The organism is Amorphus coralli DSM 19760, from assembly GCF_000374525.1.
In the GTDB taxonomy this organism is placed as follows: Bacteria; Pseudomonadota; Alphaproteobacteria; order Rhizobiales; family Amorphaceae; genus Amorphus; species Amorphus coralli.
Map to the genome: position 1 here is coordinate 128,006 of NZ_KB894572.1, position 24,575 is coordinate 152,580.

A 24,575-nucleotide genomic window follows, 5' to 3' on the forward strand; every position below is an offset into this window, starting at 1 on the left:
GGTCTCTGATTTTGAAAGGTATTCCGATGACCGGCTCCGACGCGCAGGCGCTCGGCGTTATGATCTGTGGTCACGGCTCGCGCTCCGGGCCGGCCGTTGCCGAGTTCGCCAACGTCGCGCAGGCACTGACAACGCGCTTTCCCGACTGGCCGGTGGAATACGGCTACCTGGAGTTCGCCAATCCCGTGATCCGTGACGGTCTCGACCGTCTGCGCGAGAAGGGTGCCTCGCGTATCCTGGCGGTGCCGGGCATGCTGTTTGCCGCCGGTCACGCCAAGAACGACATCCCGTCGGTGCTGAACACCTATTCCGCGGCGAACGGGATCCGCATCGACTACGGCCGCGAGCTCGGCATCGATCCGAAGATGATCCGCGCCGCCGGCGATCGCATCCGCGCCGCCCTGGAAGAGGCGGACCGCGTGCACGGGCCGCGGCCGGTTCACGAGACCTGTCTGGTCGTGGTGGGCCGCGGCGCTTCCGACCCGGATGCAAACTCCAACGTGTCCAAGATCGCCCGCCTCCTGTGGGAAGGGTTCGGCTTCGGCTGGGCCGAGGTGGCCTATTCCGGCGTGACCTTCCCGCTGGTCGAGCCGGGCCTGGAGCACGTCGCGAAGCTCGGCTTCAAGCGCGTGATCGTGTTCCCCTACTTCCTGTTCACAGGGATCCTGGTCGATCGCATTTACGGCTTCACCGACGCCGTTGCTGCGCGCCATCCCGGAATCGAGTGGGTCAAGGCACCCTATCTCAACGATCATCCGCTGGTGGTGGACACGCTGGCGGAACGGGTGCGCGAAATCCTTCAGGGCCAGAATTTGATGAACTGCGCCCTGTGCAAGTACCGCGAGGCGGTTCTCGGTTTCGAGGCGGAGGTCGGGCTGCCGCAGGAGAGCCATCACCACCACGTGGAGGGCATGGGCGCCTCCGCGCCGGGATCGTCGGTGGCCGACTGCGCCCTGTGCGACACGTTCTGCACCGGCGAATGCCGGCTGGCGGAGGGCGGCCACGACCATCACTATCACGACCACGCGCATGGCCACGATCATGCGCATGGCCACCACCACGGCCATTCCCACGATCATGGCCACGGGCATGGGCATCATCACGGGCATGACCATGCCCATGACGACCACCACCATCATCCCTATCCGCACGCCGATCATCCGCTCGGACCGGTGAGCGTGTTGTCGCGCCGCAAGGCCGGCCCGGACACGTGACGCGCGGCCAAGCCCGGTTCGACTATCTCCGCGATCCCGCGGCGATCTACCGGCGCTCCTTCGAAATGGTCGACGAGGCCTGCGATCTGGACGGCCTGGCCGCCGGCGAACGGGCCATTGCGACGCGGGTCGTGCATTCGTGCGGCATGCCGGAGGTGGTCGCCGACCTGCGCTTCGGCGGCGACCTGGCCGGGGCGGCACGTCGGGCCGTGGCGGACGGGCGGGCGATCGTGGTCGACAGCAGGATGACCGCCAACGCCATTCATTCCACCGCCCTGCCAGAGGGCGCGCAGGTCGTCTGCGGCCTGGATCTTCCCGGCGTGGAGGAAGAGGCGAGGCGGCTGGACACCACCCGGTCGGCGGCCGGAATCGTCTTGTCCCGGAAGGCGCTGCACGGCGGCGTGGCCCTCATCGGCAATGCCCCGACAGCCCTCTTCGCCCTTCTGGAGCTGATGCTCGACGAAGGCGTGCGCCCGGCCGCGATCCTCGGCTTTCCCGTCGGGTTCGTCGGCGCGGCGGAATCCAAAGAGGCGCTGGTCGCCCATGCCGGCGAGGTGCCGTTCGCGACGCTGCTCGGCCGGCGCGGCGGCAGCGCCATTGCCGGTGGCGCCCTCAACGGCGCCCTGTTTGCGGAGATCAAATCATGAGTGCCTGGCTGACCGTCATCGGCATGCACCCCGACGGCCGGCTCGCCGAACCCGAGCGCGCCCGAGCCGCCCTGGACGAGGCCAAGGAGGTCTACGGTGCGGCCCGCCATCTGGAGGCCGCGGGTGTGCCGGAAGAGCGGCGCCGGCCGTGGCCGACGCCCTTCTCCGATGGCCTGGATGCGCTGCTTGCCCGGCGCGACGATCCGACGGCGGTGCTGGCCACCGGCGACCCGATGCACTTCGGCATCGGCGCAACGCTGGCGGCCCATGTGCCGGCCGACGAGATGGTGGTGCTGCCGGCGCCTTCGGCCTTTTCGCTGGCCGCGGCGCGCCTCGGTTGGCCGCTGGACCGAGTCACGTGCGTATCGCTGCATGGCCGGTCCGAGGACGCACTTCTGCGCACGATCGCGCACGGAACGCGCATCATCGCGCTGACCAGCGGTGCGCAGACCATCGCGTCGGTCGCGCAGTTGCTGCGCAGCCGCGGCTTCGGCGCGAGCGAGCTGATCGTGCTGGAGGCGATGGGCACCGAGCGCGAGCGGATCACCGAGATCGGCCCCACCGACATCGTCGGCGGCGGCTTCGACGACCTGAACACTCTGGCGATCGTGGTGCGCGCCGAGCCGGGCGCGACGCCGCTCGCCACGGTGCCGGGGCTTCCCGACGACGCGTTCGCCCACGACGGGCAGCTGACCAAGCGCGAGGTCCGGGCCGTCACTGTGGCCGCGCTCGGCCCCGCTCCGGGGGCTCTGTTGTGGGACCTGGGGGCCGGCTGCGGATCCGTCGCCATCGAGTGGATGCGGGCCGCGCACGGAGCGCAGGCGGTGGCCTTCGAGCGGGCGGAAGACCGGCTGGCGATGATCGAGGCCAACCGAACTGCGCTCGGCGTGCCGGGCCTGGGTGTCGCGGCGGGCGAGCTGCCGGCGACGCTGGAGGGACGGGCGGCGCCGGACGCGGTGTTCCTGGGCGGCGCGGTGTCCGATCCGGAGGTGTTCGCGCAGGCCTGGGACCGGCTCGTCTCCGGCGGTCGGATGGTGGCCAACGCGGTGACGCTTGAGGGCGACGCAGCGCTGATCGAGCGCCAGGCGAGCCACGGCGGTGATTTGGTCCGCATCGACGTGTCGGAGCAGGATGCGGTCGGCCGCTTCCGGGCGATGCGGCCGCGCATGAGCGTGCTGCAGTGGCGGGTGGTGAAGCCATGACCAGCGGCCGCCTTCACGTCGTCGGTGTCGGGCCCGGCGACCCGGAGCTGATCACGTTCAAGGTCGCGCGCATCATCGCGGAGGCCGACGTGGTGGCCTATCCGACCACCGAAAGCGGCGGGGCCAAGGCGCGCGAGATCGCGGCCGCCCACATCGCGCCGGACGCGCGCGAGATCGGCTTCCTGATGCCGATGAAGGTGGAGCGGGGGCCGGGCCGGGCGGCCTACGACGAGGCGGCGGAGCGGATCTCGGCGGAGCTGTCGCGGGGCAGCTCCCTGGCGCTTCTCTGCGAAGGCGACCCGATGGTGTACGGCAGCGCGATGTATCTGTTCGCCCGGCTGTCGGAGCGGTTCGAGACGGTCGTCGTCCCCGGCATCACCTCGCTGACGGCGTGTGCCGCGGAAGCCGGGCGGCCGCTCGCGGCACGCAACGAGGTGCTGAAGGTGCTGCCGGCGCCTCTCGACCCCGAGCGTCTCGCCGCCGAGCTTGCCACCTGCGATGCCGCGGCAATCGTCAAGGTCGGCCGGCACATCGACGCCGTGCGCGGCGTTTTGCGCGCGCAGGGGCTCGAGGCGTCCTCGGTGCTGGTGGAGCGCGCGACGGCGCCGGACCAGGCGGTGACGCGGCTGGACGCGCTGCCGGAGGGGGCGCGTCCCTATTTCTCGACGATCCTGGTCTACCGGGGAGATGAAGAATGGCGATGACGCCCGCCCTCTTCGTGCTGACGGAGCGGGGGCTGGAGACCGCCGAACGGGTGCGCGGTGTCCTCGGCAAATGCTCGGTCGTGGCCGGTCCGTCCGCCGCCGGGCAGGAAGCGGCGGCCGGCCGGTTCGGCGACGAGATGCGTACAGCCTTCCAGGCCGGCCGGCCGGTCATTGGAATCTGTGCCACCGGGATCGTCGTTCGGCTGCTGGCTCCGGTCATCGGCGGAAAACAGGACGACCCGCCGGTGGTGGCCGTGGCGGAGGACGGATCCGCCGTGGTGCCGGTTCTGGGCGGGCATCACGGTGCCAACGATCTCGCCCGCCGGATCGCGGCGGAGCTGGGTGGCGTCGCTGCCGTGACCACGGCTGGCGACCTGCGCTTCGGCGTCGCGCTGGACGATCCCCCGGCGGGCTGGAGCCTGGCCAACCCAGAAGACGCCAAGGCGGCGATGGCCGCACTTCTCGATGGCGCGTCCGCCGTCGTGGATCCGGCGCTCGACTGGCTGTCCGATGCTCGCTTGCCGCGCTGGGCGTTCGGCGACGTCCGGCTTGTGTCCTCGATCGTCAAAGATCTTCCCGAACCAGATGAGGGGCGCATGACCACGCTCGTCTACCGTCCCCGCTCGCTGGCGCTCGGCGTCGGCACCGACCGCGGTTGCCCGCCCGATGACCTGATCCGCCTGGCCGAGGACGTGCTGGACGAGGCAGGCGTTGCCCGCGAGGCGGTCGCCTGCATCGTCTCGCTCGACCGCAAGGCCGACGAGCCGGCCGTGCACGCACTTGCAACCCATTTCGGCGTGCCGGCCCGCTTCTTCACGCAGGAGGAGCTTGGCGCCGTATCCGGCCGGCTTGCCAACCCGTCGGAGGTGGTGCTGTCGGAGGTGGGTGTGCCGGGCGTCGCGGAAGGCGCGGCCCTGGCGGCCGCCGGGCCAGACGGTCGACTGCTTGTGGAGAAGACCAAGACGCAGCGCGCCACCTGCGCGGTGGCCGTGGCGCCCGGTCCCATCGCCATCGAGGCCACTGGCCGGCCTCGCGGGCGTCTCTCGGTGGTGGGCATCGGTCCCGGCCAGGAGGCCTGGCGCAGCGGCGAGGCGACGATGCTTCTGGAGGAGGCGACCGACTGGGTCGGCTATGGCCTCTATCTCGATCTCGTCGGCGATCTTGCCCACGGCCAGGCCGACCATCGCTTCGACCTCGGCGCCGAGATCGGCCGGGTCCAGCACGCGCTGGCGCTGGCCGCCGAAGGGCGCGACGTGGCGCTGATCTCGTCGGGCGACGCCGGCATCTACGCCATGGCGACGCTGGTCTTTGAGTGCCTCGCCGAGCCCTCCGCCAGCGACGCGGAGCGCCGCGTGGAGGTGGTTGTGGCTCCGGGCATTTCCGCCGTCCAGGCCGCCGCCGCGCGCTTCGGCGCACCCATCGGTCACGATTTTTGCTGCGTTTCCCTGTCCGACCTGCTCACCCCGTGGGCGGCGATCGAGCGCCGTGTGCGCGCCGCCGCCGAAGGAGATTTCGTTATCGCGTTCTACAATCCCCGCTCCCAGCGCCGCCGAGACCAATTGCCCAGCGCCCTTGCGATCCTGGCAGAGCATCGCCCGGCCGACACGCCGGTGATGGTGGCCGCCGACCTCGGGCGTCCGCGCGAAAGGCTGAGCGTGACGACGCTTTCCGAATTCGACCCGGAAACGGTGGACATGCTGTCTCTGGTGGTGGTCGGCTCCACGGCCACGCGGACTCTGACGCGCGGCGATGGATCGGTCCGGGTCTACACGCCACGCGGCTACGAGGCGAAGCGGGGGGCGGCATGACGGTCCATTTCATCGGCGCCGGCCCCGGCGCGCCGGATCTCATCACCGTCCGCGGCCTGAAACTGATCGAGGCCTGCCCGGTCTGCCTCTATGCCGGCTCGCTGGTGCCGGAAGAGGTCGTGGCGGCGGCGCCGAAGGACGCCCGGGTGGTCGATACCGCACCGATGACCCTCGACGAGATCCTGGCGGAGATCGAGGCGGCGCACGCGGATGGCAAGGACGTAGCGCGGGTGCATTCCGGCGATCCGTCGATCTATGGCGCCATCGGCGAGCAGATCCGACGGCTGCAGGCGCTGGGCATTCCCTATGACATCACGCCCGGCGTGCCGGCGTTCGCGGCCGCCGCGGCCGAGCTCGGTCAGGAACTGACGCTGCCCGACATCTCGCAGACGGTCATCCTGACACGCACGACGATGAAGTCGTCGGCGATGCCCGAGGGCGAGGATCTGGCGACGCTGGGGCGTTCCGGGGCGACGCTGGCCATCCATCTCTCGGTGCGCAATCTGCGCCACGTCGAGCGCGAGCTGACGCCGTTCTACGGCGCGGACTGCCCGGTGGTGGTGATCTATCGCGCGACGTGGCCGGACCAGGCGATCCTGCGTGGCACGCTTTCCGACATCGCGGGGAAGGTGAAGGAGGCCAAGCTAACGCGGACGGCGCTGGTGCTCGTCGGTCGTGTGCTCGACGCCAGTGATTTCACCGATTCCAGGCTCTACGACCCGACCCACAAGCACATCCTGCGGCCGAAGAAGAAAAAGAAGAAGCTCAAGGAGAGTGAAGATGCCGCTCGATGAGCGCCAGGCAGCTCTTCACGTCGGCGGCGTCGGCGGGCGGTTGGCCGCCGGGCCGGTCGATCATGATCACCGGAAGCCCGGCCTGGCGGGCGGCGACGAGCTTCGCCGCGGTGGCGTCGCCGCCGGAGTTCTTGGTGACCAGCACGTCGATCCGGTAGCGCGCCAGGATGACGAGTTCCGTTTCCAGCGCGTAGGGTGGCCGGTCGAGGATGAGGCGAATGCGCTCCGGCAGGGGATGCTCGGGCTTCTCGATGGTGCGAGCGACGATGGTTGCGTCCGGTCGGCGGAGGAATGGTCCGAGTTCCTGTCGACCGACGGTAACGAAGGCGTTGGCGCCGGGGGCGAGCGTCTCGGCCGCCTCGGCAAGGCTTGCGACCCGCGTCCAGCGATCGCCTTCGGTCTCGACCCAGCCGGGGCGCTCCAGCCGCAGATAGGGGCGGCCGGCCGACCGGGCAGCCTGCCTTGCGGCAATCGATATGCGCGCGGCGAACGGGTGCGTGGCATCGACCAGCAGGTCGATGTTTTCCGCCAGCAGGTGGTCGCGCAGACCGTCGGTCCCGCCGAAGCTGCCGAGATGCACCGTGCCCTTGCGCGGCGTTGGCTCGGCGGTGCGGCCGGCAAGCGCCGTCACCACGGCGTGGCGGCCATCGTCGGCGACATGGTCGGCCAGCGCCCGGGCCTCCGTCGTTCCGCCCAGCACGAGGATGTTAGCCGGCATGGGCGATGATCCTTCCCTGACGGTCCACCACCAGAACGTCGACCCTGATCGGCCGACCGGCGACGACGCGCACCGCACGCTCGCGGGCCGCAAGCGCCACGGGTGCCGCGAGATCGATGTCGGCTGCGCGCGCGATCGACAGGGCCTCGGCCGCCGTATTGGCGCCGAGGATGGTCGTCGCCACGGCTTCGCTTCCACCTGCGGTCCGCGCAGCCTGCGCCAGCCACTCGAAATCCACCTGGCTGCGGCCGGAGTGCAGGTCAAGGAAGCCCTGGGCGAGCTTGGTGAGCTTGGCGAACCCACCGGCCACGGTGACACGGTCGACGGGGTGATTGCGCAGATATTTGAGCATGCCGCCGACGAAGTCGCCCATGTCCAAGAGGGCCGTGTCCGGCAGGTCGTGAAAGGCCTTCACGGCCGCTTCCGAGGTCGATCCGGTAGACCCCGCGACGTGGCCCAGGCCGGTGGCGCGGGCCACGTCGATGCCGCGATGAATGGAGTGGATCCAGGCCGAGCAGGAGAACGGGTGAACGATGCCGGTGGTGCCGAGGATCGACAGGCCCCCCTCGATGCCGAGGCGCGGGTTCCAGGTCTTCGCCGCGAGCTTTTCGCCGGAGGGGATCGAGATCTCGATCTCCACGTCGGCCGGCCCGCCGAGGGCTGCCGATGCGTCGTCGATGACGGCGCGCATGAGCGCGCGCGGCACCGGATTGATGGCCGGCTCGCCGGGCAGGACCGGAAGGCCGGGGCGGGTCACTGTGCCCACGCCCGGTCCGGCGCAAAAGACGATGCCGGTGCCCGGCGCACCCGGTCGGACGGTGGACACAATGAGCGCGCCGTGCGTGACGTCCGGATCGTCGCCGGCGTCCTTGACGATGCCAGCCTGGGCCCAGCCCGGGCCACTGTCCTCGCGGGCAAGAGCAAAGGCAGGGCGTTCGCCTTTGGGCAGCAGGATTTCAACGGGGTCGGGGAAGGTGCCGGTGACGAGCGCTGTGTAGGCGGCCTTGGTGGCCGCCGTGGCGCAGGCGCCCGTGGTCCAGCCGCGGCGCAACGCGCCGCGTTCGGAAGCGGACGGCCGGCTCATCGGCCGGCTTCCGCCATCGAGACGGGAGGGCTGGCATGAGCGACAGTCCACAGACCCCGTCCTTCGCCGCGCTCGACCGGGTCGGCTTTCCGAGCTTCGATCCCGGCACCGTGTGGCTGGTCGGCGCCGGACCAGGCGCACCAGGTCTCCTGACGCTCCTCGGCTACCACGCGCTCACCCGAGCCGACGCCGTGATCTACGACGCGCTGGTGGGAACCGAGATCCTTCAGTGGGTACCGCAAGGGGCGCTTCTCGAATATGCCGGCAAGCGCGGCGGAAAGCCGTCGGCTCACCAGAGCGACATCTCTACCCGCCTCGTGGACCTGGCCCGCGCTGGCAAGCGGGTGCTGCGACTCAAGGGCGGCGATCCGTTCATGTTCGGACGCGGCGGCGAGGAATGCCAGACCCTTGCGGCGGCGGGCGTGCCGTTCCGCATCGTGCCGGGGATCACCGCCGGCATTGGCGGGGTCGGCTATACGGGCATCCCGGTGACGCATCGCGACACCAATCACAGCGTCCTGTTCCTGACTGGCCACGATTCCTCCGGGACCGTGCCGGCCGGCGTCGACTGGGCGGCGGTGGCCACGGCCGCGCCGGTGCTGGTCATGTATATGGCGGTGAAGAACCTGCCGGCCATCGCAGAGAAGCTGATGGATGGGGGGCGGACGCCCGACGACGCGGTGGCCGTGGTGTCCCACGCCACGCTTCCTGAACAGTCGGTGGTGGACAGCACTCTCGGCGCGGTTGGCGAGCTGGCCGCTGCGGGCGCGCTCACGACTCCGGCCATCGTCGTGGTTGGGCCGACGGTCAGCCTGCGGGCGGATGTCGGCCGCTATGTCGAGCAGATGGGGATCGGTGATGTCGGATGAGGACGGCGAAACGGCAGGTCTCCTGATCGCCGCCCCGTCGTCGGGATCCGGCAAGACGGTCCTGACCCTGGGGCTTGCCGCTGCCCTGCGCGAGCGCGGACACGCCGTTGCGGTCGCCAAGACCGGACCGGACTATATCGATGCCCGCTTCCACGATGCCGCCTCGGTTCGACCGGTGCCGAACCTCGATCTCTGGGCCATGCGGCCGAACCTGGTGAGCGCGCTCGCAGGCGAGGCGTCTGCAGGCTCCGATGTGCTGCTGATCGAAGGGGTGATGGGGCTCTTCGACGGGCCGGCGAAGGGAAGGGGCTCGACCGCCGACCTGGCACGGCATCTCGATCTGCCGGTCGTGCTGGCCGTGGATGCATCGCGCCAGAGCGCCTCGGTGGCGGCGCTGGTGCATGGCTTCACCAGCTTCGATCCGACCATCGAGGTGAGCGGGGTCATCCTGACCAAGGTGGCGAGCGCCCGGCACGAGACGATGCTGCGCGCCGCCATCGAGGCGGCGGGACAGCTCTGCTATGGCTGTGTCCACACCGACCCCGCACTGGCCATCCCCTCGCGTCATCTGGGCCTGGTGCAGGCGGGCGAGCATCCCGATCTCGCCGCTTTCGTTGCGGCGGCCGGTCGCGCCGTGGCGGAGGGCGTCGACCTCGACGCGCTGATGATGGCGGCGGCCGAGCCGGCGGGCGGGCCACCTCCGGACCCGCTGCAGCCGCTGGGCCAACGCGTCGCGGTGGCCCGCGACGAGGCCTTCGCCTTTTCCTACCCGCATCTCCTGGATGGCTGGCGGCGGGCCGGTGCGGAGGTGGTCTTCTTCTCGCCGCTCGCCGACGAGGCACCCGACCAGGCGGCGGATGCAGTGTTCCTGCCCGGCGGCTACCCGGAGTTGCACGGCGCCCGGCTGGCGGCGGCGACGGCGTTTCATCGGGGGCTGCGGGACCATGCGGAAGCGGGTCATCTCGTCTACGGCGAGTGCGGCGGCTACATGGCGCTCGGCCGGGCGCTGGTGGATGCCGACGGGACAACGCACGCCATGACCGGTCTTCTCGACCATGTGACAAGCTTTGCGCAGCGCAGGCGCAGCCTCGGCTACCGGGTGGCCGACCATGCGGGGCCGTTGCCCTGGTCAACGCGCCTCAAAGGGCACGAATTCCACTACTCGGTGGAGACCGTGGCGCCGGCCACCGCACCGCTCTTCAGGCTGCAAGACGCGGCCGGCTCGGATCTTCCGCCAGCAGGGGCCGTCCGTGGGACGGTCTGCGGCTCCTACATCCACATCCTGGACCGTGCCTGAGTGGCCAGATTGCCACGCCCTGTCTTTATCGTTCACGAAATCGTGAAAAAAGTGCGCTCCAGCATGTCCCAAACCCTGAGCGGCGGTTGCCAGGCGACACGCGTTGAGGTCGTATGATGTCTTGTATGGCAATTCGATGATATGATTGCCGAATTCGGGCAGTGGCGTGTTTCGCAGCCGCGACTGCCGGCTTCATGGCGGCAAAGACCACGGCACGATGACCAGGCGCTCCGCGGCAACCGATCGGTCCAAGGGACCGGGCAGGGACGAGATGGCTCGTGCGATCCGTCGTTCGTTCAACGAACTCGTGGCGCGCAGCGCAACGCCGTTCCAGGCCCTGCTTCACCCGCTTGCCATCCTGATCCTTGGTTTTGTGCTCGGTTACGGACCGCGCGCGCCAACGCTTCCGCTCCTGTTCCTGTTCGCCGTCGTCGTTGCCTGCATCAACATCCTGTTGGTGCTGCGCTTCCGGCGGTCCCCGACACGGGGCAGCCGTGCCGACCAGTGGCATGCCTGGTTCGTTGCCGGTGACGCGCTTTACGGTCTGTTGTGGGGCGTTGCCGCCGTGGTCCTGTTCCGCCCGCAACTGGACCAGGGCCTGTCGGGATTACTGGTGCCCTTCGTCCTTGCCGGGTTCGCCGGAGGCCACGCCGCCTCGCGCTCGGCGAGCCCGCTTTCGGTGGTGGCCTTCGCTGCCCTGGCTCTCGGTCCGCTCGTCGTCGAGCTTGTTGCCCTCGGCACCAGCGCGGCCTATGGGCTGGCGGGCATCCTGTCGCTCTACGGCGCGCTGCTCGGCGTCCTGTGCCTGAACAACTATCGCACCCTGCTCGAGGCGACGGAGCTCCGCTTCAACCGCGATCGCATCAACGCCCAGATGCGCGAGAACGCCGCGACGATGACCAAGATCGGGGCCAACCTGCCCGGCGTGATCTACCAGTGCGTCTGGCGCGGCGACGGCACCGGCTACTTCACCTATGCCAGCGACGGGATCCGCGACGTGTTCGGCATCGCGCCGGACGATGTCGCGACCTCTTGCGAGCCGATGCTGGACTGTGTCGATGTCCGTGACCGCGACCGGGTCAAGGAGACCATGCGCCGGGACGCGGAGGCGCTCGCGGAGTGGAGCGAGGAATTCCGCGTCCAGCATCCGGTGAAGGGCGAGATCTGGGTGGAAGCCCACGCCACCCCGGAGCGCCGCGCCGAAGGCGGCGTGATCTGGCACGGCGCGGCGCGCGAGACGACCGAGCACCGGCAACTCGTTGACCGGATCCGCGTGCAAGCCACCGCCATGGACGCCTCCGACACCGGGATCGTCATTCTCGATTCCGAGCGCGGCGAACACGCCATCGTCTATTCCAACTCCGCCTTCGACGCGATGGTGCGCGAACCGGGACGGCTGATGCGCGGCAAGCCGCTGACGGCCTTCCTCGACGAGGCGTCCGCCGAGCACTTCCGGCAGCTTGTTGCAACGGCGTCCGAAAGCCCCTCGCAGGCTCCGATCCGTCTGCGTCTGAAGCGTCCGGATGGCGGAACGGTCTGGACCGAAGTCACCCTATCGGAGGTCCAGCGCGCGCCGGGATCGCGATCCTATTATACGGCCGTGGTGAGCGACATTACCGAGCGGCTGCGGATCGAGGCGGACCTGAAGGCGAGCGAGGCGCGCTACCGCTCGATCGTGGAAGACCAGGTCGACCTGATCTGCCGGTTCAAGCCGGACACCACGCTGACCTACGTCAACCCCGCCTATGCCCATGCCTTCGGCCGGTCTGTCGACGAACTTGTCGGCCGGCCGTTCATCGCCTTCCTTCCGACGTCGGACCGGGCGCGCGCACTTGCGCATCTCGGCCGGGTCACGCCCACCGATTCCGTGCGCTCATTCGAGTACCGGGTGAGCCTGCCGGGCGGCGAAATGCGGTGGCAGGAGTGGACGGACCGCGGGATCTTCGACGACGACGGCGACCTGATCGAGTTCCAGTCGATCGGCCGCGACGTGACCGATCGCAAGCGCATCGAGGCACAACTGCGTGCGAGCGAGGCCCGGTACCGGTCCATCGTCGAGCAGCACCTCGACATGATCGTCCGGTTTACTCCGGACACCACCGTGACTTTTGCCAACGAGGTCTACCGACGCCACGTCGGCCTCCCGATCGAGCAGGTGGTCGGTCACCGGTTTGCCGACCGGGTTCCGCAGGACGAGCGCGACGTGGTGCTGGCGCACTACAACAGCTTTTCGGCGCAGGAGCCCTGGAAGACTTTCGAACACTCCGTTGAGGTGCGCGGCGGAGGCCGGCGGCTGCACCAGTGGACGGATCGCGCGATCTTCGATGAGGACGGCACCCTCACCGAGATCCAGTCCATCGGCCGGGACATCACCGACGACAAGAAGCGCCTGGAGCGCATCCGGTTGCTCGCGGCGGTCTTCGAGGCCACGCGCGACGGCGTGTTCGTTCTCGACGCGACGCTGAAGGTGGTGACGGTCAACCAGGCCTTCGAGCGCATCACCGGCTACAGCCAGGCCGACGTCGTCGACCAGAATCTTCGCCGCATTCCACCGGTGCAGGCCACGCCGGAACTGATCGGCGAGATCCGGCGCGCGGTGCGCGAACGCGGATTCTGGAAGGGCGAGACCTGGGGACGGCGCAAGGACGGCAGCCTGATCCCGCTCCTGTGCTCGGTGACGATGCTGCTCGGCGAGAAAGAGGAAGTCGTCAACTATGTCGGCGTCTTCACCGACATCACCCGGCTCAAGCAGACCGAGCAGCGGCTGGTCGACCTGGCCCACAACGACGAGCTCACCGGCCTGCCCAACCGGCGCAAGTTCGTGAGCGAGCTCAAGACGGCGCTCACGGCCGCAGGCCGGGAGGGCGACGGCGTGGCGGTCCACTTCCTGGACCTCGACGATTTCAAATATGTCAACGACACCTACGGCCACGAGATCGGCGACAAGCTGCTGGTCGCAGTCGGGCAGCGGCTCCGGACGGTGCTGCGCGATTCCGACGTTGTGTCGCGCTTCGGCGGGGACGAATTCCTGATCATGCAGCCGTCCGTGCGCTCTAAGCTGCAGTCCACGGCGCTGGCGGAGCGGGTTCGCGCCTGTTTCGAGAAGCCGATCGAGATCGACAGGGATCACGAGATCTTCGTTGAGACCTCCATCGGCATCAGCCGCTTTCCGGACGATGGCAGCGACGCGCTGGAGCTGATCGGCCATGCCGATGCGGCAGCCTACCAGGCCAAGCGCAGCGGCAAGGGCAGCTACCAGTTCTACGAGGGCGCCTTTACCCGCGCCTCCGCCCAGCGGCTCGACGTTCAGGCGAAGATCCGCGGCGCGCTCTCCAAGCGCGAATTCGTCATCTACTACCAGCCGGTGGTGGACGTGTCGGGCGGCCGGACCATCGGCATGGAAGCGCTGGTGCGCTGGCGCAGTCCCGACCGCGGGCTGGTGCTGCCCGGCGAGTTCATTCCCATAGCCGAGGAGACCGGGCTAATCTTCGAGATCGACCGGATGGTGCTGTTCGAGGCCTGCCGGCAGATGCGCCTGTGGCAGACGCGGATGCTTCAGCCGGGGGTGATCTCGGTCAACCTGTCGCCGCGCGAGCTGATCCTGGACGAAACGGAAACCACGGTCCGCTCGGCGCTGGAATATTCGGGACTGCCGCCTGAGGCGCTGGAGATCGAGGTCACCGAGACGGCGCTGATGCACTCCGGAGATCGGGGGGACCGGCTGCTGAAGCGGCTCAAGGAAGGGCTCGGCGTGAAGATCGCCATCGACGATTTCGGACGCGGCTCGTCGTCGCTGGAGCGCTTGCACGAGATGCCGGTGGACAAGATCAAGATCGACCGCTCGTTCGTAACGAACATCGACACGTCTGTGGAGAAGTACGCTATCTGCGAGCTGATGGTGGTTCTCGCCCAGAAGATGGGATTGACCATCCAGGCCGAGGGCGTCGAACGCGACGAGGAGTTCGCGACGCTGCGCCAGCTGGGCTGCGGCCAGTTCCAGGGCTTCCTGTTCGGCAAGCCGATGCCCTCCGCCAGCATGGAACAGCGGCTCAGGCTCGAGGGCGCGGCCAATGACGAGGCGGCGAGCGGCGGCCCCGCCTGATGGCCCGGCGAAGGAGCGGCTGCGATACGGGTCCGTTCGGTGCCAGGACCAGCCGGAAGCGGCGGAGGCCGAAGCGGCCTGAAGGACGCCGCGGCTTGTGCCCTCGTCTCCGCTGTCAGCCGACCGCGCGCCGGTAGAGGTGCCAGGTGGTGAAGCCGATGACCGGCAGGGCGACCAGGAGCCCGACCAGGAAGGCAGCCATTCCCGCCGCGATGATGATGGTGACCAGCAGGCCGTAGAGCAGGAAGGCTCCGGGACTGCGGCCGACCGCCCGTGCGCTGGTCCGGCAGGCCTGGACCGCACTCAAATCACGATCCAAGAGCATCGGGCCGGCGACGACCCCGATCAGGAAGGTGGCGCCGGCGAATACGGCGCCGACGATCGTGCCGACGAGCGCGTAGCGCAGCCCGTCGCCGGTGGTGGCGACCCAGCTGAGCAGTCCGGCCACCGAACCGCCGCGGTCGCCGGCAAGCGCGATCGAGATCAACTCTGCCGCGCCCATCCAGACGAGCGCAATGGCCACCAAAACGGCCCCGAACAGGGCAACCTGGCCACCGCCATGGCGCAGTCCGGCCGTGACGATCGGCCCGGGGCGGATCGGCTCGTCGGCTTCCAGCCGCCGGCTGATCTCGTAAAGCCCAAGGGCGATGCCGGGGCCGATGAGCAGGAAGGCCGACAGAGCGGGAACAATGAGGGTGGTGAGATCACCGGCGAGAAGGACCGTGAGGATCACCATGCCGAGGCCGGCATAGACGGCTCCGAACGCCAGCCCGTAAAGCGGGCATTCGCGCCAGTCGGCCATGCCGGCCGCGAAGGCGTCGCGGACGTCGGCGGCCGTGACGGCGCGGACCATGGGATCCCGCTCGCCGGCGAGGCCATCCGGTCCGGTGGCGGCATTGAGGCTTCCGTCGGTCACTGGTGCCCCTCCCTCGCGTCCGTTGGCGTCATCGGTGGCCGTCTCCTGCATCGGCTGTTAGCGGTTGACCCGCCCGTCGCCCGCGACACTAGCGTCTCATGGCCGCACAGGAGTTGTGAAAGATCAACGTGGAGACGGCGCGCTGGGAGGCGCCCGGCCCCGGGCGAGGCCGGCGCGGACAGAGGTTTGCGATCGGGATTGGCCGGAGGGCGCTCAGGAAAGGGTGACTTCCGCCGGCGGGCGGTCGGCCGCCTGGGTGCGGGCATGCGCGGCGCCTGCGTCGAGGATGCCGGCGAGAGCCTCGACAAGCACCTCGGCGCCCGCGCCGGACCGGGCCGCCTGCTCCGCAAGCGCACGGCGCCAGGCGCGCGCACCGGGGGCGCCGTGAAACAGGCCGAGCATGTGGCGGGTGAGGGCGGCCGGACGCCAGCCTTCGGCCACGATGCCTTCCAGGTAAGGGACCATGGCGCGAGCGATCTCGACGGGATCCGCATCCGGCCCGCCGGCGCCGTAGAAGCGCCGGTCGACGCCGGCAAGCAGGCCCGGCATGTGATAGGCGGCGCGTCCGAGCATCACCCCGTCCACATGGGCGAGGTGAGCCGCGGCGTCGTCGAGGCTCTCGATACCGCCGTTGATCCCGACGAACAGCGGCCCCAGCCGCTGCTTCAGCCGGTAGACCCGGTCGTAGTCCAGCGGCGGAACGGTCCGGTTCTCCTTCGGCGACAGGCCCTGCAGCCAGGCCTTGCGGGCGTGCACCCAGAGGGCGTCGGTGCCGGCGTCGACCACGGCGTCGGCGAAGCGGTCGAGGCCGGTCTCGGGATCCTGGTCGTCGATGCCGATGCGGCACTTGACCGTGACGGGGAGGGAGACGGCGCGCTTCATGGCAGCGACGCCGCGCGCCACGAGGTCGGGATCGGCCATCAGGCAGGCGCCGAAGAAGCCGTCCTTTACCCGGTCCGACGGGCAGCCGACATTGAGGTTGACCTCGTCGTAGCCGACGTCCTCGGCAATGCGGGCCGCCTCGGCGAGCAGGTCGGGATCGTTGCCGCCGAGCTGCAGCGCGAGGGGATGCTCTTCGGGCGAATAGCCGATCAGGCGCTGGCGGTCGCCGTGCACGACGGCCTGGGCGGTTACCATCTCGGTGTAAAGAAGAGCATGGCGCGTGAGCCGGCGATGGAAGACGCGGCAGTGCCGGTCCGTCCACTCCATCATCGGTGCGACGGCGAAACGGGGCGTGCCGGGGCCGCCCGTATAGGCGACCGGTTTGTCCTGTCCCGTGACCGGCATGGTACGCGTTTCCGTCTCGGTCATGTTCCTCTGACCCGATCATCGTTGGCCTCGGCTCACCCTGCAGCTGTGCGCGACACGGTCCCGCCTCAAGGCAAAGGAGGGGGGCGGCGTGCGCACGGGCATGGCGATGGGAGTACGTAGCGCAGATCGGCATTCGGAAAAACGGGGTCACCGTTCTGCGGAAGGATCGGACTTTCGGCCGTCGCGCCGCCGCGGTCGCCTGGAATGCTAGACGCGAGAAGGAGGAACGCGATCCGGAACAGCGTGCTCGCCTCCGATCGGGTTCGCCCACGCTCGCTCATGCCATCGATCGGTACGTGAACGACAGTGTGCGCGAGATCGGAAGGACGAAGGCTCAGGTCCTCCGTTCGATCACGGGTTTCGACATCGCCAAAATGTCGTGCCCCAACATCACAAGCGGCGACATCTTCGGGTTTGCACAGGAGCTTGCGGAAACCCGGCAACCGCAAACCGTTGCAAACTACCTGTCGCACCTTGCTGCCGTATTTTCAGTCGCACGCCCTGCCTGGGGCTACCGGCTCGACGATCAGCCGATGAAGGACGCCTTCAAGGTCGCGAAGCGTATGGCAGTGACCTCAAAGTCCCGCGAACGCGCTTCTACAATCCTCGGCGTCGACACTCGACACTGGGCTATCTGAGCCCCGTCGAGTTCGAGCAACGAGCTATGGTAGCCTAACTGCGTGTCCGAAAAACCGGCAGCAGGCCAAAGGACGGCCTTGGCGTGTCCGACCGCGCAAGCCTTCCCCGTTGTCCTGGTTCAGATTGAGGATCCGGTACTGACGGCCCCGATGACATCGTCGGCGCTGGTCGCGACGCTGCCGAAATAGAGGCCGAAGGCCTTCAGCGTGGCGGCGTGCATGTCGGGGTCGTAGTCGGCGCACGCATCGGAGACGAGGACGCAGTCATAGCCGCGGTCGGCCGCGTCGCGCGCCGTCGTCTCAACGCAGGCGCTGGTTACGCACCCAGTGATGACGAGGCCGGAGATGCCCATGCGTTGCAGGGTCGCGTCGATCTCGCTGCCGTTGTAGGCACCGTTGGTGGTCTTGCGCACGACCGTTTCGCCGGGGTGCGGGGCAAGCGGCTCGATCACCGCGAAGTCCGGGTTTTCGGTCCACCAGACGTCTTCGATTCCGACCGCCTTTTCCATGTTGCGGGTCCAGACACGGAAACGGGGCGGGCAGTCGCGGAGATCCCGGTAGGGCGAGCCGATGACAACGTGGACGATCGCCAGGTCCTCCTGCCGGAAATAGTCCAGCAACCTGCGGATGGACGGCACGGTCACGTCGCGCAGCCGGTCGTTGTAATAGCTCATCGAACCGGGGTAGGCGGCCTCCCAGGCGCGTGTCATGCCGTGGTCCGGCGAGGCATCGTGATACTGCATGTCGATGATCATCAGCGCGATCCGGTCGCGCTTGGACAGGTCGACGGCGGGGATCATGCCGCCCATTTCGTTCAGTCCCTGATGCATGGCCTTACCTAACCTTGTCTTTCTTGAGGAGGAGGCGGATGCCGGCGAGGGTCAGGAGTATCGAAGCCAGGACCGTCAGCGAGGCAATCGCGTTGATCTCGGGCGTGATGCCGATCCGCAGCATCGACCAGATGAACATCGGCAGGGTGTTTTCCGAGCCGGTGAGGAAGAAGGTGACGGGAAGCTCGTCGAAGGAGAGGGTGAAGACGAGCAGGGCGCTGCCGACGACCGATGTGCGGATCGAGGGAAGCGTCACGTGGAAGAAGGTTTGCAGCCGGTTCGCACCGAGATCCATGCTGGCGTGTTCCAGCTCCTTGTCGAGGCTGCGCAGGCGGGCATAGACCTGCGTCACGACGATCGGCATCCACACCACGCTCTGACCGAGGATGATGGTGGCCAGAGAAAGCTGGATGCCGGCGCGGTTGAGGATCAGCAGGATCGCGAGGCCGGTGATCAGCGGCGGCACGATCAGCGGCATCAGGATGGTGCGTTCCAGCAGCGCGACGAAGCGATGGTCGAAGTGTCTCAGCGCCAGGGCCAGCGGCACGCCGACGAGGCTGGTCACGACCACGCAGGCGGTGGCCACCTGGAGGCTGTTGACGAGGGCCTCCAGCAGCTGGCGGTTCTCGAACAGGGCCGCGTACCAACGCAGCGACCACGCCTCGATCGGCCAGGAGAGGACTCGGCTCTCCTGGAAGGAGAACCCGACCAGTACCGCGATCGGCACGTACATGAAAGCGTAGATCAGAAACGCAGCTACGCCGAAGGCGAGGCGGGGGGGCTTGCCGTTTGCCATCACCGTCCTTCCGCCACTCGGTTGCCGATCCAGGCCGCGGTGGTGACTACAAGCATTACCGTTGCCAGGACGACGATCGCCAGCGCGCTGCCGAACGGCCAGTCGAAGGCCGCTCCGAACTGCCCGATGATAATGTTGGCGATCATGATGTTGTCGCTGCCGCCAAGCAGCGCCGGCGTGATGAAGTCGCCGAACGACAGGCAGAACACGATGGTAGATCCGGCGAGGAGCGACGGGACGGTCAGCGGAAACACGACGTCGAGGAACGTCTGGAACGGCCGGGCGCCAAGATCCGCGCTGGCTTCTCGGTAGGAGGGCGGGATCTTCTCCAGCGCCGCGAAGACCGGGATCGCGACGAACGGCACGAAGATGTAGACAAGCGCGATGACGATCGAGACCTCGCTGTAGAGCATGAAGCCGATGTCGTCTGGCTGAATGCCGAACTGGCCGAGGATGCCGCTGATCAGCCCGTTGCGGCCGAGAATGATCTTCCAGACGTAGGCGCGCAGCAGGAAGCTGGTCCACAGCGGCACGATGAGCAGGAAGAAGAGGAGTGTCTTCCAGCGTCCCGCGTACCGCTCGAGAAACATGGCGAGCGTATAGCCGAGGACGGCGGAGATGAGGGTGACGAAGGCGGCGATCCGCAGCGAATTGCCGATCACATGCAGGTAGAGCGGCCGCTCCACGATGCGTGCGTAGTTGTCGAGAATGAAAGCGGGCCGGATCGAATAGAGATCCTTCTCCCAGAAGCTGAACACGCCCACGTGTGCGTAGGGGTAGGCGATAAAGACGGCGACGTAGACGAGCGCGGCGAGCCCGCACACCAGGGTCGTCAGCGATGGGCGAGCGAACCGGCGGGTCCTTTGGGCTCCGGATGCCTCAGTCACGGTCGGCCTCGAAAACGTGGACCGGCCCGTCGGTGAAGGCGAGGCCGAGCGCCTCTCCGGGTGCGCGGGGCGCTGATGCCTCGGCAGGCTCGTCGATCTCCACCTCGGTGCCGTCCTTCAGGGACAGGATGAGCTTGCGGACGTCGCCGAGGAAGATGACGTCCCGCAGCGTTGCCGTGACCGGTCCGCAGCCTTCGGTGGCGACGGACATGTCCCTGGCGCGCAAGACGAGCCGCACCGCGGCGCCAACCGCCGGCGCGGCCGCGGCGGGCGCGACATTAATGGTTTCGCCCGACGCGAGCCGAACCTGGACGCGTTCGCCCTCGGCGGCCGCTACGGTCCCGTCCAGCTTGTTCGAGCGCCCGACAAATTCGGCGACGAACCGCGTCGCCGGCGATGTGATCACCTCTTCGGGCGTGGCGGTCTGGCAGATCCGGCCACGGCTCATCACCGTGATCCGGTCGCTCATCATCATTGCCTCTTCCTGGTCGTGGGTGACATAGATGAAGGTGACGCCGGTCTCACGCTGGACGCGCTTGAGCTCCAGCTGCAGCTCCTTGCGAAGCTGCGCATCGAGCGCCGAGAGCGGTTCGTCGAGAAGAAGAACGGACGGTTCCTTGATGAGCGCCCGCGCCAGCGCGACGCGCTGCATCTGCCCGCCCGACAGCATGGACGGATGCTGGCCGGCCCGATCGGCCAGGCCAACCCTGTCGAGCATCGCCTCGGCCCGCGTCCGGCGCTCCCGCCTACCGACCCCGTCGAACCGGAGGCCGTAGGCGACGTTGTCGCCGATCGTCATGTGGGGAAAGAGGGCATAGCTCTGGAAGACGGTGTTTATGGGCCGGCGGAACGGCGGATCCTGGTCAATCCGCCGTCCGTCGAGAGTGATCTCGCCCGCAGTTGGCTGCTCGAAGCCGGCCACGAGACGCAGCGTGGTCGTCTTGCCGCACCCGCTCTGGCCGAGCAGGGTCATGAACTCGCCCTGCCGGATGTCGAGATCGATCCCGTCGACGGCCACGAGGTCACCAAAGCGCCTGGTGACCCCGCTCAATCGCAGAAAAGAGGTCTCGCTCATTCGACGGTCGCGGCCTTGACCTCGTTCCAGATCTCCAGATAGCGGCCACGTCGGGGGATCTCGCCCCAGAAGGAGAGATTCTCGACGAACGCGGGGCCCTCTGAGAGGTTGGTGCCGTCGAGCGTGCCTTCGGGAAGGAGCTCCTCGGCGCTGCGGACGGTGAAGCTGAAGCCGCTCACGTCGTAGACCTTCGCGGCGACCTCCGGCCGAAGCATGAAGTCGATGAATGTGTGCGCGAGCTCGAGGTTTTTCGTGCCCTTCACGATGAACAGCGAGTCGACCCAGGCAGTCGGGCGCTCCGGCGCGCACTGCTCGGCGTTCACGCCTTCGGTCTTCAGCGCCTCGGTGACGTAGCTCCAGCTGTTGGTCGCCACGACCTCGCCACTGGTCATCAGCTCGATGATTTCGCCACCGGTCGACCAGTAGCGGCGGATCAGCGGCTTCTGCTCGATCATCTTCTGCTTGACCTGCTCAAGCTCGTCGTCGCTCAGGTCCCAGATGTTCTCAAAACCCATGTAGCTGGCGACATCGCCGATGGTGGAAACATCGTCCCACATGGCGATCCTGCCGCGGTATTTCTCGTCGAACAGCACGTCGAAGCTGCATTCCGCCACTTCGTCGGCCAGATAAGTCACCGGCTGGATGTCCCAGAAATTGGGCGCGCCATACTGCGTGTCGCCGTCTTTCAGAAACTCAAGCTTGCGGAACTCCGGCGAGATATTCTCGAAATTCGGAATGAGCGAGAGATCGAGCGGCTCGACGAAGCCGGCCTTGATCGCGGGCTGGGCGAGGGAGGAAACGATCACTACCGCGTCGTAGCGCGTGTCGCCGGCCGCAAGCGCTGCCATGTACTCGTCGTTGGATCCGACATAGGTCGGGTTGACCGCGACGCCGTACTCTTCCTCGAACTGGTCGATCCAGGCGTCCTCAGCATAGCCCTCCCACGTCAGGATATTCAGTTCCTGGGCGCTGACAGTGGTCGCCGAAAATGTCAGCGCAAGGAGGCTGGCTGCAAGCACGCGGCGCGGTGCGCGAGGTAGCTGGTTCATCAGGTCTGTCCCATGCTTCTGGAGGCTGATTGATGCCGGCCGAGAGTGGCGGCTGTGTTTCTTGCGGCGAGCCTATCGGGGTGCAGTGCACAATCACAATGCCGTGGCGCGTCGCTTCTGGACGCGACTTGTGGCATAAGTCGCGTCAAATCGCGTCAGATCGGAGCTGTGTGGATGAGTGCCGCGGATCTGCCCGCAAATCTTCGCCTGTTGTGTAGCTATGGGCGGTCCATCACGGCGGTATGCCGCCAGATTGGCATCAACCGTCAGCAGTTCACAAAGTACATGGCGGGGACCTCACAGCCGGGCCTGTCCAACGTGCGCCGCATCGCCGACCATTTCGGCCTGGAGGACTACGAGCTGCTGATGGAGCATGACGCGTTTCGGAAGCTGGTGAGCATCCGCCGGCCAATCGCGCCGAACATCTCCGACCTATCGGACGAGATCCGCAAGACGCTGTTCCTGACCAGCGACAGCGTGGCGCCTTTGCTGAAGCAGGTCGGCTACTACCACAACTACTTCATGCCGCTGGAATATCCGGGCTGCATCCTGCGCGGCCTGTGCCATGTCTACGAACAGAACGGCTTCATCGTCAGCCGCAACGTCGAGCGCTATCCGCGTGATCCCCGGGTGCGCGTGAAGAAGTACAACGGGATCTTCGTCCATACCGGGGACAAGATCGTCATGTTCGAGCGAGAATCGACGATCGGGCGGGCGCCCTGGCTGAGCATTCTTTATCCCTACGAGCAGGATCAGCCGCAGCTGCTCCAGGGCCTGACCCTGGGCGTGACACGGTCGTCCGGGCGCGAGATCGCCTGCTACCGGGTGGTGATGGAGTATCTTGGTCAGGACATCGACCTTCGCCAGGCCATGCGCGGCTGCGACCTCTATGCTGAGGATGACGAGCGCATCGATCCGGAGATCCGGCGCCGCATCAGGTGCGAGATCCTGCCTCACGAATTGGCCTTCATGGCGCGCGTTTGAAATGCCAGTGGGGCGACTTGCGGTCATTTTCGCAGGCTCGCGTTAGACGGGTGGCGAACTGCGTGAGATCGATACTCTCCCCGGCGCCCAGTCGAGCCCAGAGCCGAGCGCCCGCAATGATCGATTGCGGCGTCCGCTATGCCTGGAAAAGGGCTGCGTCGGATGCAAAGCCCTTGAACTCGAGCGGGTTCCCGGACGGGTCCAATACAAACAGCGTTGCCTGTTCGCCGGGTTCACCCTCGAAGCGCACCTTCGGCTTGAGCACCCAGCGCGTCTCCGGATCCGCCTTCAGCCGGTCAGCAAGGTCGGTCCATTGGTCCATCGTGAGGACCACGCCGAAGTGGGGGATGGGAACCGCGTCCCCTCCAACGGTACCGGTTTCGCCGCTTGTCAGCGAGGCGGGGCGGAGATGCGCCGACATCTGGTGGCCGTAGAGGTCGAAGTCGATCCAGTTGCCTGGGTCCTCACGGCCGATCGCGCACCCGAGAACGTCGCGATAGAAGGCGCGCGCCGCCTCGAGGTCGGTCACGGGGAATGCGAGATGAAACGGGCGTGCGGTGGCCTGAACGGTCATGCGGTTTCCTCCGGATTGTGCAAGAGGCATGAGACGCCGGCTCTGCAGATGAGATCAATTGCGATATCATCATCTATGCATTCGAGAAACTCATGAGATGGCATATGTTGCACACTCGATCTGCCCGGGTGCTCGCCGCGCTGCCGCTTTTCGAGGCGTGTGCCCGCTTCGGCAGTTTTACGAGGGCCGCCCGGCACCTCGACCTCACCCAGAGTGCCGTCAGCCGGCGCATGCAGGCGCTGGAGGCGGAGGTTGGAGCCGTGCTGTTTTTGCGTGAGGGGCGTCGCTTGGCGTTGACACGTGATGGGGAGCGCCTGCGCAGCTTCGCCGTCGAGGCCATGCGTGGGTTCGAAGCGGCGACGGCAGATTTCGCTCATACGACGCCCGGCGTGTTGCGCATAGGCACGCTGCCATCCATCGGAGCGCTTTGGCTGACGCCCAGGCTCGGTGCTTTCCTAGAGAACAGTCCTGGAGCATCGGTCGAACTCGTCACCATTGATGCAGACTTCGGGACAGACCGGAAGGACCCGATCAGCTGGGATCCGGGTGCGGTGGACGTGGCCGTGACCTGGGGGCGAGGCGGTTGGGCGCCGTTGGCGTCGGAGCGCCTGATGCCGGAAACCATGCTCGCGGCCGCGGCGCCGGAATTTGTCGCCCAGCATGGCCTCGAAGGACCGGCCGCACTCGCTCGTGTCCGTCGCCTTACCCACACAACGCGTGCCCTCGCCTGGAACCGCTGGGCCGACCGGCATGGCGTGGCGCTTGTCTCAGATCATGCGAGCCAATTGGCGTTCGAGCACTTCTTCATGGTGTTGGAAGCGGCCCGAGCAGGCCTAGGGGTGGCGTTACTGCCGGAGGTTCTTGCCCGGGACGATCTCGCCGTCGGCCGCCTCATCGCGGTGCCGGGAAGCGCATGGCGCACAGGCGCAAGTTACTGGTGTGTGTCACGTCCCGCCGCCGCCGCCTCGCCGCTGCTCGCCGAGCTCGTGCAATTCCTCAGGTCGGCCGCTGGCCCCGGTGATCGCCGGCACGCCGCTCCTGAGAAAGGCAAACAGGAATTATAACTGTAATCACAT

At 67.6% G+C, this 24,575-nt stretch carries 22 protein-coding genes; 12 read left to right on the forward strand and 10 right to left on the reverse strand.

The window, feature by feature from the left end; translation table 11 throughout:
* Positions 1-26: 26 nt before the first annotated feature.
* From C507_RS0108580 to cobM, 6 genes are read left to right on the forward strand one after another with little or no spacing between them, the layout of a single operon-like run.
* Positions 27-1,214 (forward strand): sirohydrochlorin chelatase, encoded by a 1,188-nt coding sequence (locus C507_RS0108580; RefSeq protein ID WP_018699272.1) that lies wholly within the window; start codon positions 27-29, stop codon positions 1,212-1,214.
* Positions 1,211-1,861, forward strand: a complete 651-nt coding sequence (locus tag C507_RS0108585; RefSeq protein WP_018699273.1) for a precorrin-8X methylmutase — start codon at positions 1,211-1,213, stop codon at positions 1,859-1,861. The genes C507_RS0108580 and C507_RS0108585 overlap by 4 nt, the downstream gene beginning before the upstream one ends.
* Complete coding sequence (gene cbiE / locus C507_RS0108590) at positions 1,858-3,063, forward strand: precorrin-6y C5,15-methyltransferase (decarboxylating) subunit CbiE (RefSeq protein WP_018699274.1); 1,206 nt, start codon at positions 1,858-1,860, stop codon at positions 3,061-3,063. The genes C507_RS0108585 and cbiE overlap by 4 nt, the downstream gene beginning before the upstream one ends.
* Complete coding sequence (cobI, locus tag C507_RS0108595; RefSeq protein ID WP_018699275.1) at positions 3,060-3,767, forward strand: precorrin-2 C(20)-methyltransferase; 708 nt, start codon at positions 3,060-3,062, stop codon at positions 3,765-3,767. Before cbiE ends, cobI begins: the two co-directional genes overlap by 4 nt.
* A complete protein-coding gene (cobJ, locus tag C507_RS0108600; protein ID WP_018699276.1) occupies positions 3,758-5,575 on the forward strand; it encodes a precorrin-3B C(17)-methyltransferase in 1,818 nt (605 codons plus the stop codon). Before cobI ends, cobJ begins: the two co-directional genes overlap by 10 nt.
* A complete protein-coding gene (cobM, locus tag C507_RS0108605) occupies positions 5,572-6,369 on the forward strand; it encodes a precorrin-4 C(11)-methyltransferase (protein ID WP_018699277.1) in 798 nt (265 codons plus the stop codon). Before cobJ ends, cobM begins: the two co-directional genes overlap by 4 nt.
* Here the strand turns inward: cobM and C507_RS0108610 are convergent.
* Together C507_RS0108610 and C507_RS0108615 are read right to left on the reverse strand one after the other, a co-directional pair.
* On the reverse strand, positions 6,341-7,087 hold the full coding sequence (locus C507_RS0108610; protein ID WP_018699278.1) for a cobalt-precorrin-6A reductase: 747 nt from the start codon (positions 7,085-7,087) through the stop codon (positions 6,341-6,343). The two genes, cobM and C507_RS0108610, sit on opposite strands and share 29 nt — an antisense overlap.
* Positions 7,077-8,171: a cobalt-precorrin-5B (C(1))-methyltransferase gene (locus C507_RS0108615; RefSeq protein WP_018699279.1), complete on the reverse strand. Its 1,095-nt coding sequence runs from the start codon at positions 8,169-8,171 to the stop codon at positions 7,077-7,079. The genes C507_RS0108610 and C507_RS0108615 overlap by 11 nt, the downstream gene beginning before the upstream one ends.
* Positions 8,172-8,206: 35 nt before the next feature.
* Here C507_RS0108615 and cobA point away from each other — a divergent pair, with 35 nt between their 5' ends.
* The 3 genes from cobA (at position 8,207) to C507_RS22330 (ending at position 14,439) form a co-directional block, all read left to right on the forward strand.
* The gene (cobA, locus tag C507_RS0108620; RefSeq protein ID WP_018699280.1) at positions 8,207-9,040 is read left to right on the forward strand and encodes a uroporphyrinogen-III C-methyltransferase; all 834 of its coding nucleotides are present in this window, start codon (positions 8,207-8,209) and stop codon (positions 9,038-9,040) included.
* Positions 9,030-10,337, forward strand: a complete 1,308-nt coding sequence (locus tag C507_RS0108625) for a cobyrinic acid a,c-diamide synthase CobB (protein ID WP_018699281.1) — start codon at positions 9,030-9,032, stop codon at positions 10,335-10,337. Before cobA ends, C507_RS0108625 begins: the two co-directional genes overlap by 11 nt.
* A gap of 271 nt (positions 10,338-10,608) precedes the next feature.
* Complete coding sequence (locus C507_RS22330; protein ID WP_169508960.1) at positions 10,609-14,439, forward strand: PAS domain S-box protein; 3,831 nt, start codon at positions 10,609-10,611, stop codon at positions 14,437-14,439.
* A 115-nt stretch (positions 14,440-14,554) separates the two neighbouring features.
* Here the strand turns inward: C507_RS22330 and C507_RS20805 are convergent, their stop codons facing one another.
* Both C507_RS20805 and dusA read right to left on the reverse strand, forming a co-directional pair.
* Entirely contained in the window at positions 14,555-15,355 is an 801-nt protein-coding gene (locus tag C507_RS20805; RefSeq protein ID WP_018699283.1) for a DUF2189 domain-containing protein, read from the reverse strand.
* A 213-nt stretch (positions 15,356-15,568) separates the two neighbouring features.
* Entirely contained in the window at positions 15,569-16,642 is a 1,074-nt protein-coding gene (gene dusA, locus C507_RS0108640) for a tRNA dihydrouridine(20/20a) synthase DusA (protein ID WP_051089747.1), read from the reverse strand.
* Positions 16,643-16,962: 320 nt separating this feature from the next.
* Between dusA and C507_RS23700 the strand changes: the two genes are divergently transcribed.
* Positions 16,963-17,304: a hypothetical protein gene (locus C507_RS23700; RefSeq protein ID WP_018699285.1), complete on the forward strand. Its 342-nt coding sequence runs from the start codon at positions 16,963-16,965 to the stop codon at positions 17,302-17,304.
* A 119-nt stretch (positions 17,305-17,423) separates the two neighbouring features.
* Here the strand turns inward: C507_RS23700 and C507_RS0108650 are convergent, their stop codons facing one another.
* The 5 genes from C507_RS0108650 to C507_RS0108670 are packed head-to-tail and all read right to left on the reverse strand — an operon-like array spanning position 17,424 to position 21,941.
* Positions 17,424-18,134 (reverse strand): cysteine hydrolase family protein, encoded by a 711-nt coding sequence (locus C507_RS0108650; RefSeq protein WP_018699286.1) that lies wholly within the window; start codon positions 18,132-18,134, stop codon positions 17,424-17,426.
* 4 nt (positions 18,135-18,138) lie between these two features.
* Positions 18,139-18,930 carry an ABC transporter permease gene (locus C507_RS0108655; RefSeq protein WP_018699287.1) on the reverse strand — a complete coding sequence of 264 codons (792 nt, stop codon included), beginning with the start codon at positions 18,928-18,930 and terminating at the stop codon, positions 18,139-18,141.
* Positions 18,930-19,817, reverse strand: a complete 888-nt coding sequence (locus tag C507_RS0108660; protein ID WP_156829232.1) for an ABC transporter permease — start codon at positions 19,815-19,817, stop codon at positions 18,930-18,932. Before C507_RS0108660 ends, C507_RS0108655 begins: the two co-directional genes overlap by 1 nt.
* Positions 19,810-20,892, reverse strand: coding sequence for an ABC transporter ATP-binding protein (locus tag C507_RS0108665; protein ID WP_018699289.1), 1,083 nt, complete (start codon positions 20,890-20,892; stop codon positions 19,810-19,812). The genes C507_RS0108660 and C507_RS0108665 overlap by 8 nt, the downstream gene beginning before the upstream one ends.
* The gene (locus tag C507_RS0108670) at positions 20,889-21,941 is read right to left on the reverse strand and encodes an ABC transporter substrate-binding protein (protein ID WP_083923423.1); all 1,053 of its coding nucleotides are present in this window, start codon (positions 21,939-21,941) and stop codon (positions 20,889-20,891) included. Before C507_RS0108670 ends, C507_RS0108665 begins: the two co-directional genes overlap by 4 nt.
* 174 nt (positions 21,942-22,115) lie before the next feature.
* On the opposite strand from C507_RS0108670, the gene C507_RS0108675 reads away from it, so the two are divergent.
* Complete coding sequence (locus C507_RS0108675) at positions 22,116-22,925, forward strand: helix-turn-helix domain-containing protein (RefSeq protein ID WP_040400857.1); 810 nt, start codon at positions 22,116-22,118, stop codon at positions 22,923-22,925.
* Between the two features lie 136 nt (positions 22,926-23,061).
* Here the strand turns inward: C507_RS0108675 and C507_RS0108680 are convergent, their stop codons facing one another.
* Positions 23,062-23,499: a VOC family protein gene (locus C507_RS0108680; RefSeq protein WP_018699292.1), complete on the reverse strand. Its 438-nt coding sequence runs from the start codon at positions 23,497-23,499 to the stop codon at positions 23,062-23,064.
* Positions 23,500-23,591: 92 nt separating this feature from the next.
* On the opposite strand from C507_RS0108680, the gene C507_RS20815 reads away from it, so the two are divergent.
* Positions 23,592-24,563, forward strand: a complete 972-nt coding sequence (locus C507_RS20815; protein ID WP_083923424.1) for a LysR substrate-binding domain-containing protein — start codon at positions 23,592-23,594, stop codon at positions 24,561-24,563.
* Positions 24,564-24,575: the final 12 nt, after the last annotated feature.